At 63.7% G+C, this 13031-nt stretch carries 12 protein-coding genes; 7 read left to right on the top strand and 5 right to left on the bottom strand.

Annotated features, from left to right (window positions below; genetic code table 11):
• The first annotated feature begins 137 nt into the window (after positions 1-137).
• From KZO83_RS07250 to aroE, 5 genes are all read left to right on the top strand, one after another.
• The gene (locus KZO83_RS07250; RefSeq protein ID WP_247620298.1) at positions 138-1040 is read left to right on the top strand and encodes a peptidoglycan-binding protein; all 903 of its coding nucleotides are present in this window, start codon (positions 138-140) and stop codon (positions 1038-1040) included.
• 11 nt (positions 1041-1051) lie between these two features.
• Positions 1052-2191 carry a DNA-processing protein DprA gene (gene dprA / locus KZO83_RS07255; RefSeq protein ID WP_083632685.1) on the top strand — a complete coding sequence of 380 codons (1140 nt, stop codon included), beginning with the start codon at positions 1052-1054 and terminating at the stop codon, positions 2189-2191.
• 87 nt (positions 2192-2278) lie between these two features.
• Entirely contained in the window at positions 2279-2836 is a 558-nt protein-coding gene (tsaC, locus tag KZO83_RS07260) for an L-threonylcarbamoyladenylate synthase type 1 TsaC (protein ID WP_247620299.1), read from the top strand.
• Between the two features lie 81 nt (positions 2837-2917).
• The gene (hemF, locus tag KZO83_RS07265; protein ID WP_040243329.1) at positions 2918-3838 is read left to right on the top strand and encodes an oxygen-dependent coproporphyrinogen oxidase; all 921 of its coding nucleotides are present in this window, start codon (positions 2918-2920) and stop codon (positions 3836-3838) included.
• Entirely contained in the window at positions 3835-4665 is an 831-nt protein-coding gene (gene aroE, locus KZO83_RS07270) for a shikimate dehydrogenase (RefSeq protein ID WP_075368335.1), read from the top strand. The genes hemF and aroE overlap by 4 nt, the downstream gene beginning before the upstream one ends.
• A gap of 111 nt (positions 4666-4776) precedes the next feature.
• On the opposite strand, the gene KZO83_RS07275 is transcribed toward aroE, so the two are convergent.
• Positions 4777-5592: a M48 family metallopeptidase gene (locus tag KZO83_RS07275; RefSeq protein WP_075368334.1), complete on the bottom strand. Its 816-nt coding sequence runs from the start codon at positions 5590-5592 to the stop codon at positions 4777-4779.
• 123 nt (positions 5593-5715) lie between these two features.
• Here KZO83_RS07275 and KZO83_RS07280 point away from each other — a divergent pair, with 123 nt between their 5' ends.
• Both KZO83_RS07280 and KZO83_RS07285 read left to right on the top strand, forming a co-directional pair.
• Positions 5716-6585 (top strand): ATP-binding protein, encoded by an 870-nt coding sequence (locus tag KZO83_RS07280; RefSeq protein ID WP_075368333.1) that lies wholly within the window; start codon positions 5716-5718, stop codon positions 6583-6585.
• Positions 6586-6629: 44 nt separating this feature from the next.
• On the top strand, positions 6630-8246 hold the full coding sequence (locus KZO83_RS07285; protein ID WP_247620300.1) for a diguanylate cyclase: 1617 nt from the start codon (positions 6630-6632) through the stop codon (positions 8244-8246).
• Positions 8247-8252: 6 nt separating this feature from the next.
• On the opposite strand, the gene der is transcribed toward KZO83_RS07285, so the two are convergent.
• The 4 genes from der to hisS all read right to left on the bottom strand — a co-directional run bounded on the left by der (position 8253) and on the right by hisS (position 13016).
• Positions 8253-9656: a ribosome biogenesis GTPase Der gene (gene der / locus KZO83_RS07290; RefSeq protein ID WP_075368330.1), complete on the bottom strand. Its 1404-nt coding sequence runs from the start codon at positions 9654-9656 to the stop codon at positions 8253-8255.
• Positions 9657-9846: 190 nt separating this feature from the next.
• Positions 9847-11010, bottom strand: coding sequence for an outer membrane protein assembly factor BamB (gene bamB / locus KZO83_RS07295; RefSeq protein WP_247620301.1), 1164 nt, complete (start codon positions 11008-11010; stop codon positions 9847-9849).
• Complete coding sequence (locus KZO83_RS07300) at positions 11010-11669, bottom strand: YfgM family protein (RefSeq protein WP_247620302.1); 660 nt, start codon at positions 11667-11669, stop codon at positions 11010-11012. The genes bamB and KZO83_RS07300 overlap by 1 nt, the downstream gene beginning before the upstream one ends.
• Before the next feature lie 60 nt (positions 11670-11729).
• Positions 11730-13016, bottom strand: coding sequence for a histidine--tRNA ligase (gene hisS, locus KZO83_RS07305; RefSeq protein WP_247620303.1), 1287 nt, complete (start codon positions 13014-13016; stop codon positions 11730-11732).
• Between the last annotated feature and the right edge of the window lie 15 nt (positions 13017-13031).

Below are 13031 nucleotides of genomic sequence, written 5' to 3' on the forward strand. Positions count from 1 at the left end.
GGTGCGCCGCCGGCAGCGTTAAAGCAGGGCGACGGAACATGTGAATAGTATAGCAGTGCGTCCTGACGCATGCCGAGGGCCCAGGGCATCGGTGCGGTGGCACGTTGACGTGCGAGCAATCAGAAGAAGAGACGATCATGAGGGCAGGATATGGTGGGAGCGCTGCCGGGTGGTGGCGCGGCGGTATGCGAGTAGGACTCGGGCTGGCACTGGTCGCTATTGTCGGCGCGGTCTATGCCGCCGAGGAACCGCGTGAGGTCGTGCATTTGTCCCCACGTGTGCGTGAACTGCCGCCGAGCGAAGCGGCTCCCACCCTCGAGCGCCAGACGGTGGCGCCCTTCATGAACGAATATCGCCTCATCGACTCGCGAGCCGCGCTGGACGATACGCCCTACGTCGTTGCGGGCGAGGAGGGGCATCAATTGGTTGGGAGTGGCGACCGGATTTATGTCCGTACAGGCGAGGAGGCCGCACGCTCGCGTGACGCGCGGCGCGTCATCTATCGCCCCGGCACGATCTACCATGATCCGGACAGCGACGCGTTGCTGGGCATCGAGCTGCGTGCCGTGGGCGAGGCCCGCTGGGTGAAGCGCGAAGGCGACCTGGATGTCTTCGAGGTGCGCCGGGCGCGTCAGGAAATACGCCCCGGCGATCGCCTGCTGCCGTATCGTGAAGAGCCGCTTTCCCTGACGTTGTCCCCTCATGTGCCAGACCATGCCGTCGATGGCGAAATTCTGGGCGTGCCCGAGGGTGTGAGCTATGTCGGCCGGCACAGCATCGTGGCGATCGACCTGGGGCGCAGGAATGACGTGACGCCGGGGACCGTACTGGCCTTGGATGCCCCGCCGGTGCAGGTGAATGATCCACTCGAAGGTGGCACCTTACGTTTGCCGGGTGAGCCCGGCGGCATGGCAATGGTGTTCGAGAGTTTCGAGCGGGTCAGCTACGCGCTGGTCATTAAGGCCTCGCGGCCGCTGGAAGTGGGCGATGGCGTGAGCACGGCCGAGCGGAGTGTGTTGACGTCATTCGAAGCCCGGTGAGGAAGTCGTACATGATGACAGCAAGAGAGTGGTGTGCCCTGGCGCATCTCCCCAAACTCGGCGCACGGCGTTTGGCGGTCATTCGCCGTGAACTGGCCGCGCAAGGCTTGGCCGATGACTGGCCCGAGGCTTGGCTGGCGGCAATGCCTGCCGGGCCGCGTGACACGCTGCGGTACTGGCTCGATCATCCTGCGAAGAGCCCTTTGGAGACACCGGTCACGGCGGCTCTGGCGTGGGAGGCGAGCCAGCCATCGCATCATCTCTTGTATCCCGGTCATCCGGCCTGGCCCGCTTTGCTCGATGAAATCGTCGATCCGCCGGCGCTGTTATGGGCCAAGGGCGATTTGGCCGCGCTCGATCTGCCGGGGCTGGGCATGGTTGGCACGCGGCGCCCGACCCGCGAAGGCAGCGACAACGCGGCCTTCTTCGCCCGCGAACTCGTCGAGGCGGGCTTCTCCATCGTCAGCGGCATGGCGCTGGGTGTCGATGGCGTGGCTCAGCGGGCGGCGTTGGATGCCGGCGGTCGCAGCGTCGCGGTACTCGGCTGCGGTGTGGATGTGATCTACCCGCCCCGTCATGCTGGCCTTTATCGCCGTCTGCTCGATGAAGGTGGTCTACTCCTCTCCGAGCACCCCGCTGAAACGCGGGCGCATGCGCGCTATTTCCCGCGCCGCAATCGCATCATCACTGGGCTATCGTTGGGCGTTTTGGTCGTCGAGGCGGCCGAGAAGAGCGGTTCGCTGGTCAGCGCGCGGCTGGCGATGGAGCAGAACCGCGAGGTCTTCGCGATTCCCGGCTCGCTGCACAATGTGCAGGCACGCGGCAACCTGGGGTTGATCCGCGACGGCGCCTGCCTGGTACGCGGACGCGACGATATTCTCGAGCAGCTCGGCCATTGGCAGGCATTGAACGCGACGTCACCCGAGGCCGACACGGCGACGCCTTCGATGCGTGCGGAGGCACCGGCGCCCTCCGATGTGCCCCAGGATCCGTTACTGGCGTTGTTGGACACGGCCCCCACGCCGCTGGACGTGCTCGTCGAGCGCAGCGAACTGGATGTCGGCGGATGCCAGATGCGCCTGCTGGAACTGGAGCTCGACGGTCAGGCTGCGCAGGTTAGCGGGGGGTGGGTGCGCCGTGCCACGCGCTAGGCCTGCGACAGCTTGGCGCGGCGTCTTCCCCCACGTGCATGATAAGATGGCTATACCTTGTATTGCCGTGAAGCGACATCCTGCGCCATGTCAGAGACCTCCGACACTCTCAGTCACGCCGTGGCGGCATTGCGCCGTGGTGGCATCGTGGCTTACCCCACCGAAGCGGTGTGGGGGCTGGGCTGCGACCCCGATGACGATACCGCGCTGGCGCGGCTGATCGAACTCAAGCAACGCGATCCTGCCAAGGGTCTGATCCTGATCGCCGGGGACGTGTCTCAATTGGCCCCCTGGCTGGAAGGGCTCGACGCGACGCAGCGCGCGCGTCTGGCGGCCAGCCACACGGTGCCCACCACCTGGCTGATACCCGACAACGGGCAGGCACGCCCGTTGTTGCGCGGCGAGCACGCCACCTTGGCGGTGCGTGTCAGCGACCATCCTCTGGTACAGACATTGTGCGATGCCTTCGGCGGGCCGCTGGTCTCGACCTCGGCCAATCGTGCCGGAGAATCGCCTGCGATGAGCGCCGACGATATACGTGCGGCCTTCGGCGAGTCGGTGACGCTCGTCGAGGGGGCGCTGGGCGGCTATGCGCGGCCGAGCACGATCCGTGATCTGGAAAGCGGCGAGGTCCTGCGCGATTGAGGCGTGCCGGTGTATGCACGCGCTTGCGCCATGGCCGAGTGCTACATGAGTCAAACCAACCGACAACCCGAGGAGCGTGACGTGGCACATCCCCATCTCGACAAGGTGAAGGAGTATCTACTCGACTTGCAGGAACGTCTCTGTGAAGGCTTGGCTGCCGAGGATGGCGCGGCCTTCCGTGAAGATAGCTGGACACGCGAGTCGGGCGGTGGCGGTCGCTCGCGGGTGATCGAGAACGGCCATGTGTTCGAGAAGGGTGGGGTCAATTTCTCGCACGTCTTCGGCGAGCGCCTGCCGGCTTCGGCCTCGGCCGCGCGGCCCGAATTGGCTGGGCGCAGCTTTCATGCCGTGGGTGTGTCTTGGGTACTGCATCCGCGCAATCCACACGTGCCCACGGCGCATGGCAACGTGCGCTTCTTCATCGCCGAAAAAGACGATGCCGATCCCGTCTGGTGGTTCGGCGGCGGTTTCGACCTGACGCCGTTTTATCCGGTGTTCGAGGACGTGGTCCACTGGCACCGCGTGGCCCGCGATACTTGCCAGCCGTTCGGTGATGATGTCTACCCGCGCTTCAAGCAGTGGTGCGACGATTATTTTAAGCTCCATCATCGCGGCGAAACGCGCGGCGTCGGCGGGTTGTTCTTCGATGATCTCAACGAATGGGACTTCGAGCACTGCTTCGCGTTCCAGCAGGCGGTGGGCGATGCCTTCCTCGACGCTTATCTACCCATCGTGCGGGGGCGGCGCGAGACGCCCTACGGCGAGCGTGAACGCGACTTTCAGGCGTTCCGGCGCGGCCGTTACGTCGAGTTCAATCTGGTCTGGGATCGCGGCACCCTGTTCGGACTGCAAAGCGGTGGGCGCACCGAGTCGATCCTGATGTCGATGCCGCCGCTGGCTCAGTGGCAATATTGTTGGGAGCCCGAGCCGGGAAGCGATGAGGCGCGCCTGGGCGATGAATTTCTGCACCCACGCGAATGGCTCGAGGAGGCCGAGGCATGAGCGAGCGTTACTGTGTCTTCGGCAACCCCATCGCGCATTCGCGCTCACCGCGCATTCATGCGCTATTCGCCGAGCAGTGTGGCCAGGCCATGACCTACGAGGCCATCGAGGCGCCGCGCGAGGACTTCGCTGGCGCCTGGCAGGCCTTCGTGGCGGCTGGCGGATGTGGCGCCAATGTCACCGTGCCGTTCAAGGAAGAGGCGTATCGCCTGGCGGACGTGCTCAGTCAGCGCGCGCGTAGAGCGGGAGCCGTCAATACGCTGGTACACGGCCGCGATGGGCGCACCTATGGCGATACCACCGACGGTGTGGGTCTGGTGCGTGACCTCGAGGCGCACGGCGTGACGCTCGATGACGCGCGCGTTCTCGTGCTCGGTGCGGGCGGGGCGGTGCGCGGCGTACTCGATCCGTTGCTGGCGGCGGGGCCGCGGTCCCTGCATATTGCCAACCGTACGGCTGAGAAGGCCGTCAGCCTGGCCGCTGACGTTCACTCGCAAGAACGTGGGCAGCAACAGGCGTGCGTGACGGGCGGCGGTTATGACGCCCTGGAAGGCCCTTTCGATGTGGTCATCAATGGCACCAGTGCCTCGCTGGGCGGCGATTTGCCCCCTCTGCCCGACACGCTGCTCACCGATACGGGCGTCGCCTACGATATGATGTACGCCGCCGATCCGACCGTCTTCCTGCAATGGGCGGGCACTCGCGGCGCGCGCACGATCGATGGCTTGGGCATGTTAATCGAACAGGCTGCAGAGTCGTTCTTCTTGTGGCGGCATGTGCGCCCCGATACTGGGCCGGTACGCGATACGTTACGCCACGAACTTTGACGTTCCGCAGGCACCTGAGGTCAGGCGCCGGTGTGGGAGCGAATTCATTCGCGATGGAAGTGGCTGACATCATCGGGAACAAGTTCCCTCCCACTGGCTTTCAGGGAACGATCAGCGTTGGCAATTGGGGCGCTTTCCGTTAGCCCGGGCCTGCTCGTAGAGCGGCTTGGCTTCATCGAGACGATCTTGCAAGCCTTGAATGCGTGACTGGTTGCTGGGGTGGGTGGAAAGCCATTCCGGGGGTGCGCCCTGGCTTTGCGAGGCCATGTTCTGCCATAGGTCGATGCTGGCACTGGGGTTGAAGCCGGCCTCGGCCATCAAGTCCAGGCCCAGCTTGTCGGCTTCCGATTCGTGCTTGCGCGAGAAGGGCAGGATCACGCCATATTGAGCGCCCGCACCGAGAAGCCCCATGAGCTGTTCGCCGGTAGCGCCTTCCAGCCCCGCGGCCGATTGCAGGATCGAGAGTCCGGTCTGCGTGGCGGCTTGCGTCGATACACGCTCGTTGGCGTGATGCGCGAGGACGTGTGCTACCTCGTGGCCGATGACAGCGGCCAGTTGGTCCTGGCCCTCGGCGATATCCAGCAGGCCGCTATTGACCCCGATGTATCCCCCCGGCAGGGCGAAGGCGTTGGCCGAGTCGTCCTTGAAGACCTTGACCTCCCAATCGTCGACCTGCGCATCGGCGGGCACCTCGGCGGTGATGGCGTTGGCCACGCACTGCACGTAATCGTGCGTGGCGCCACCGACCTCGGGCAATTTTTCCTGATACTGGGCGAAGCTTTGCTGCCCCATCTGCTCGAGCTCATCGTTGGAAAACAGCGCCAATTGGCTTCGGCCCAAGGGCGATGTGCTGCAGGCGGCAAGCGTGAGGCCGGCCATGGCGATGGCGAGCGGCGTGCGTAGGCGAGACGGCAACGTCCTTTTCATGAGGATCTCCTGATGGGTTCTGGACCCGGCAACCAAACGGCTCCAAGATACCTTGATGCCCCGCTGGGTCAACCAGCTATATATAGGCGGGATTCTGGAATGAGCAATGATAGGAGGAGCAGGATGGATGCCGATCTAGCGCAACGTCTGCACAAGGTGCTGGACCGGGTCGAGGCATGGCTACCGCCGGAGCCCGAGACCGTCGATTGGGCGCGAGATGTGGCGGCAATCTGGCAGCGTAACGCGCTGGGCGGACAATTGATCCCGGTGGCTGCGCGCGATAGCGTCGGCATGGACGACCTGGTCGGCATCGAGCGCCAGAAGACGGCGCTTTTGCGCAACACGCGCGCTTTCTTGCACGGGCGCCCGGCGAATCATGCGCTGCTCTGGGGCGCACGCGGCAGCGGCAAGTCGTCGATGGTCAGGGCCTTGCTCAACACGCTGGCACCGGAAGGGCTGCGCTTGATTCAGGTCGATCGCCACGATCTGGTGGGTCTACCAGGATTGGTGCAACGGCTGCGAGGCTCGGCGCATCGCTTCATCGTATACTGCGACGATCTCTCCTTCGAGGGCCACGACGACGCCTATAAAGCGCTCAAGAGCGTGCTCGACGGTACCTTGACCGGTCCGCCCGAGAATGTGCTGCTATATGCCACATCCAACCGGCGTCACTTACTGCCTGAGTCGCTCGCCGACAACCAGGACACTCGACTGGTCGATGGTGAGCTCCATCATGGTGACGCAGTGGAGGAGCGTATCTCGCTATCCGACCGCTTCGGGCTGTGGCTGGCCTTCCATCCTTTCAATCAGGATGCGTATCTGACGGCATGCCGGCATTGGGTACACTATCTGGGTGGGGAGGCCGCCTGGAGCGATGCGGCCCGCGAGGACGCAGTGCGCTTTGCCACCTTGCGCGGGGTGAGAAGCGGGCGCGCCGCCTGGCAGTTTGCCTGCCAGTGGGTGGGTGCGACGCAAGAGGCGCAAGAGTCGTAATATTCAGTGCTGAGAGGCGGACTTACGGTCAGGGAGAGGGCGGTATGCAAGAGAGCGAACGCAGTCGGCGCCTCGAGGCATTACGCGTGCAATACGTCGAGCGATTGCATGACGACTTGCAGGCGGTAATGGCGCAAGTCGAGGAGATGAGTACCCGCGATCATGCTGCATCGGCGGTGGAACTGGAGGCAGTCTGCGAGGCTCTTCAGCGTATTGCGGATTCCGCCGGTAGCTTTGGTTATGACGCCTTGAGCGAGACATGCGGCGAGGTGGCACATCAGGTGCGCCAGTGGCTCGGTGGGGGCGTGCTGCCTGCTCCCTACACACTGGCGGCGCTGCAACCGCGTCTGCGATACGGGACAGAGCAACTGCCCAGTCTCGACGACCTGCGTCCCGCACACGCTACGCTGGCCCAGCCAGAGACCGCGTCGGTGCGCATCGCCTTGCTCGGTGACGAGCCACTACGGCGACGTGCGCTGGGCGAGGCCTTGAGCGCGTTGGGATATGTGTGTCACGAGTATGCCATGCGTGATGTCGACGCCCTGGTGGCGTGGCAGCCCGACGCCGTGCTGATCGATGAGAGTAGTGTGACGCGTTCTCGTTGGAGCGCCTGGTGGGGCGGGTGGCCGTCTGCGCCCCACCTTCTGATATTCGGCGATGAGGACGATTTTACGGCGAGGCTCTCGGCGATTCGCCATGGCGCGGTGGGTTACTTCGTGCCACCGCTTGACGCCTCGCTGATCGATAGATGCCTGGATCGCCTGATGCCGGGCCCCACGCCGGAACCGCTGCGTGTGCTGATCGTCGATGATGATGTCGAACTGGCCGAACACTACCACCTCGTGCTGGACGGTGCGGGGATCGACTCATGGGTGGTCAATGTGCCGGCCGAGACCCTGGTCGCACTGCGCGATTATCGCCCCGATCTGGCCTTGGTGGACACGCGCTTGCCTACGTGCACAGGGCGCGAAATGGCCAACGTGATGCGCCTCGACGACACCTGGCGGGACTTGCCCGTGGTTTATCTGGCGGCCGGCGATGACGTGCGTGATCAAGCCTTGACGCGCAGCGGTGACGCTTTTCTTGGCAAGCCGGTCGATGACGATGCCCTGGTGGCCACGGTGTTGTCACACGCCCACCGAGCGCGTAGCTCGCGGCGCTGGGTGGCGCGCGATGGCATGACTGGCGTGCTTACCCCCGCCGCCTTGCAGGAGCTGTTGGAAGTCGAATTCGCCCGTGCCCAGCGTAGCGGTACCCCCACTAGCCTGGCGCTGATCGATATCGATCATGTCGGGGCGTTGAATGCTCACCATGGGCATGCCAGTGGCGACTACGTGATCCGCCTCCTCGCTGAGCACTTGACGCAGCAACTGCGTTTCATCGACCACGTGGGACGTTACGCCGGTGGGGCGTTTTGTGTCGTGTTGCCGCACTGTAGCCCCGAGGACGCGCAACATGCGATCGAACGCATACGCCTGCAGTTCCAATCGCAGACGCAGATGATCAATGACCGTGGCGATCTCGGGGTGACGTTTTCCGCCGGGGTGGCGGGTCTGCATGATGCGCCCAGCGTCGAGGCGGGCCTCGACGCCATCGATCAAAGGCTCTACCGCGCCAAGCTGGCGGGGCGCAATCGAGTGCTCGGCAATGGCGACGAGTGACGCATCTCAGCGGCGATTCTTGCGCGCTTCGCGCGTGCGGTTCAGTTCGCGCTTCTTGGCCTTCTCACGGTCGCTGGCGCCGGCATTTTCGTCGTAGGGGTTGTCGCCCGAGCGGAACTCGAAGCGCATCGGCGTGCCGCGTACCTTGAGCACCTTGCGGAAGGTGTTGATCAGGTACCGCTTGTACGCCTCGGGCAGTGAGCCAGTCTGATTGCCGTGAACCACGATGATGGGCGGGTTGCTGCCGCCCTGGTGGGCCATCCGCAACTTGATACGGCGACCGTGGACCAACGGTGGCTGATGCTCGCTGACCGCATCCTGCAAGAGGGTGGTCAAGCGATTGGTCGACCAGTGACTGTTGGCCGAATCGAAGGCTCGCGTGATGGAGGGGTAAAGATCGCCTACTGCGGTACCGTGTAGCGCGGAGATGAAATGCATCTCGGCGTAATCGGCGAAGCCGAGACGACGCTTGATGGCGGCGCGCATCTTGTCCTTGGCTTCTTGCTCGAGGCCGTCCCATTTGTTGACCGCTAGTACCAGCGCGCGCCCACTACTCAGGACATAGTCGAGCAGGTGCATATCCTGTTCGACCAAGCCGCTGCGCGCGTCAAGCACCATGATCGCCACATGGCAGTCCTTGATGGCTTCGAGTGTCTTGATGATCGAGAACTTCTCGGCGGTTTCCTTGACGTTCTTGCGTCGCCGCACGCCGGCGGTGTCGACCAGCACATAGGGCTTGCCGCGGCGTTCGAAGGGGATCTCTATGGCATCACGCGTGGTGCCGGCCTCATCGAAGACGATGACGCGCTCTTCGCCCAGCAGGCGGTTGACCAGCGTCGACTTGCCGACATTGGGGCGACCGATGACGCCGATGCGAATGCCGTTGCTGAGATCCGGTGGCGCGGCGTTGGCCTCGCGCGGAGGAAAAGGCGCAAGCACCTCGTCGATCAAGGCGGTTACGTTGCGCCCATGCGCGGCGGCGATCGGGCGTGGATCGCCCAGGCCGAGCTGCCAGAAGTCCGCCGAAGCCGAGTGCTCTTCGAGCCCATCGGTCTTGTTGACCACCAGCCAGGTCTTCTTCTGGTTGACGCGTAGGTGATTGGCGATGGCTTCATCGGCGGCGGTGAGGCCGCTACGCCCGTCGACCATGAACAGCACGATGTCGGCTTCGTCGATGGCCAGCAGCGACTGCTCGGCCATGGCGGCGTCGATGCCTTCTTCATTGCCGCTGATGCCGCCGGTGTCGATGACCGTGTAGGTTTTGTCGCCGAGCGCGCCGTTGCCGTACTTGCGGTCACGGGTCAGGCCCGCAAAGTCGGCGACCAGCGCATCACGCGTGCGAGTCAGGCGATTGAAGAGGGTCGATTTGCCGACATTGGGTCGGCCTACCAGGGCGATGACAGGATTCATGTTGTCTCGTAAACCGGCGCACAAAAGCGTTGAGTGAGGCTGGACATGCGACGTGGTCGCTTCAAAGAGGACATGACGCACGCGTCACGTTGTCGTGGCGTGATTCTAGCATTGCTGATCGGTAAGGGCCCACAAATGACGCGGGCACCTCATCGCGAGGTGCCCGCTCACAAGCTCAAGTGCGGCCCACTCAATCGTCGCTTGCGTCGATATCGTAGGCGGCCAGTTCGCCGTCGTTGGTGAGGGTGTAGAGCCGTTGATCATCGGCCAGTAACGGCAGGCTGATGCCATCGCCGCCGAGTTCCGTGCGGCCCACGAGTTCGCCATCGCTGGCGTTGAGCAGATGGACATACCCTTGATAGTCGCCTAACGCCAGCTTGCCGTCGACGAAGGTGGGTGCGGTCAAGTCACGGCCTTCGAGGGCGTCGGATTCCCACAGTACGCTGCCACTATCGACGTCGAGCGCCAGGACATGGCTGGCTTCGTTGACGGTGAAGAGATAATTGCCGACGCGCAGCGGGGTCAGATAGCTGGATTCGTCACGCGACCAGAGGACTTCGCCGCTGGTGGCTTCCAGCGCCATGACGCGGCCGTTGTAGCTGGTCACGAACAGGCGACCGTCCTGAGATAGCACCGGCTGGCCGTCGAGGTCGACGAGCTGTTCCACTTCGGTACGCCCTTGGGGTACGGCGACACGCATGTCCCATAGCGGTTGGCCACTACGATTGTCGAGTGTCACCAGTCGGCCATTGGCAAAGCCAACGAACGAGACGGGGTCGATGACACGCGGCGTGCCCGTGCCGCGCAGGGTCAAGGAAGGCTGACTGCTACTGTAGGTCCATTCTTCCTGTCCGGAGGTACGGTCCAGGGCGGTCACCGTGCCGTCGACACTCTGCACGACGACCAGCTGGCTGTTGACCTGGGGAGTGGCCAACACTTCGCTGGAGACCTTGGAGCGCCAGGCTTCGCTGCCGTCGTCACGGTCGATGGCGACGACGGAACCGTTGCGCGTACCGGCATATAAACGCGTACCATCGCGGGACATGCCGCTGGAAAGCGGTGTGTCGAAGCGCACTTCCCATTGGGTGTCGCCATTATCGGCGTCGAGCGCGCGCAACAGGCCGCTTGCGTCGGCGGCATAGAGAGTGCCGTCGGCGAGTAGGGGCATCAAGGGGTAACGTGCCCGCCCGAGACCGTCGCCGACCGAGGTAGACCAGCGCTCGTCGAGGGTCGCCGAGGCTGAGAAATCCTTGAGTTCCTTGGGCGGATACTGTGGCTCGACGTCGCCAGCGCAGCCCACCAGCAAGGTAGATAGGGTGAGCGCGGCCGGTAACAGTAGGTGGTTCAATTTCATCAGCTGGCGTCCTCTACACCGAGATTGTCGAGCTTGAGCCGTACGCCGGAAAGCGGTTGATCCTGCTCTTCGGCGCGGGCGAGCGCGTCCTGATAGGCTTGGCGTGCTTCATCGGGTTGGCCTAGCGCGGCGTGGGCATCGCCGCTGATCTCGGCGGCTTGTGCCTCGAGCGCGGTAGGAATATCGCCCTCGAGCGTCGTCAGGGCGCCCTCGGCGTTCTCCAGAGCGATCTGCACGCGTGCCAAATTGAGGCGCGCGAGGCCGCTGAGATACGCATGTTCGCTGCCATCGATGAAGGACGACAGCGTATCGCGGGCACCCTCCAAGTCATCGGCGTCGACCGCCAGGCGTGCACGCATCAGCTCGGCAAGCTCGGCATACAAGGTGCCACCGTGCTCGCTTTCCAAGCCATCGATCATGGTCGTGGCCTGTTCGCGTTGCTCGGCGCTCATCTGCGGTTGCTGCATCAGCATCGTGAGCTGTTGATAGCGTTGCGACGCGGCTGCTGCTTGAGAGGCTTGATAATCCTGCCAAGCGTTCCAGGCGAAAACGCCAGCGCCAGCCAGTACGATGCCGGCGATAACCGCCTTGCCGTACTCTTTCCACCAGCGCTTGAGCGTCTCAAGCTGTTCATCTTCGCTAGTAATAAGCTCCGCCACGGGCGGTCTCCTTCAATGGCTGTTCGTACGAAACGGCGCGTCGTTCTTCAAGTCCGTTCTTCAAGCCTCCGCGAGAAGCGTCTTGAGACGCGCCGCGAGCGCATCGAGGGCAACGCTTTCTTGATCACGCTCTTCACGCAGGAATTTGATCCCTACCTGGCCGCTCGCCAGTTCATCCTCGCCGAGTATCAGCGCCATGCGGGCCCCGCTCTTGTCGGCTTTCTTGATCTGGCTCTTGAAGCTGCCGCCGCCGCAATGGAGCTGCAGATGCATGTCGGGCAGATCGCTACGCAGGCGTTCGCCCAGCAGCATCGCTTCGCGGCTAGCGGCATCGCCCATGGCTGTCAGATAGACGTCGGTGCGCGGTCGCGCAGTATCAGGGATCAGATCGAGCGTTTCGAGTAGCAGAATCAGCCGCTCGACGCCCATGGCAAACCCTACGCCAGGCGTAGGCTTGCCGCCCAGCTGCTCGACCAGGCCATCGTAGCGACCGCCAGCGCATACCGTGCCCTGGCTGCCCAGCGCTTGGGTGGTCCACTCGAACACGGTTCGACTGTAATAGTCCAGTCCCCGCACCAGGCGCGGATTGATGACGTAGTCGATGCCGGCCGCCTCGAGCATGGTGGTGAGCTCGGCGAAGTGAACACGCGACTCTTCGTCGAGGTGATCCATCAAGCGCGGCGCGTCGGCGAGCATCGCCGCCATGTCGGGATTCTTGGAGTCCAGGATACGCAGCGGGTTGGTGTTCAGGCGACGCCGAGAATCCTCGTCAAGGACATCGGAATGCGCCTCGAAGTAGGCGACCAGCGCATCGCGGTAGGCGGCACGCGCCTCGTTGGAGCCCAGCGAGTTGAGTTCCAGTTGGACGTGGGGCATCAAGCCGAGCGCTTCCCATAGGCGGGCGCTGAGCAGGATCATCTCGACGTCGATGTCCGGTCCGTACATGCCATAGGCTTCCACACCGACCTGGTGGAACTGGCGATAGCGCCCCTTTTGCGGACGTTCGTGGCGGAACATCGGGCCCTGATACCACAGACGCTGGGTCTGGTTGTACAGCAGGCCATTTTCCAGTGCGGCGCGGACGCAGCTGGCGGTACCTTCGGGCCGCAGCGTGAGGCTGTCACCGTTGCGATCATCGAAGGTATACATCTCCTTCTCGACGATATCGGTGACTTCGCCGATCGACCGCTTGAACAGTGCTGTCTGCTCGATGATGGGCGTGCGGATTTCGCTATACCCATAGCGCTGCATGAGATGCTGGATCTGACGCTCGAAGTATTGCCAAACAGGCGACTGCTCCGGTAGCAGATCGTTCATGCCACGGATGGCCTGGATCTTGTTGCTCAATGCTGACTCCTGAAC

The organism is Chromohalobacter moromii (assembly GCF_023091865.1).
Lineage (GTDB): Bacteria > Pseudomonadota > Gammaproteobacteria > Pseudomonadales > Halomonadaceae > Chromohalobacter > Chromohalobacter moromii.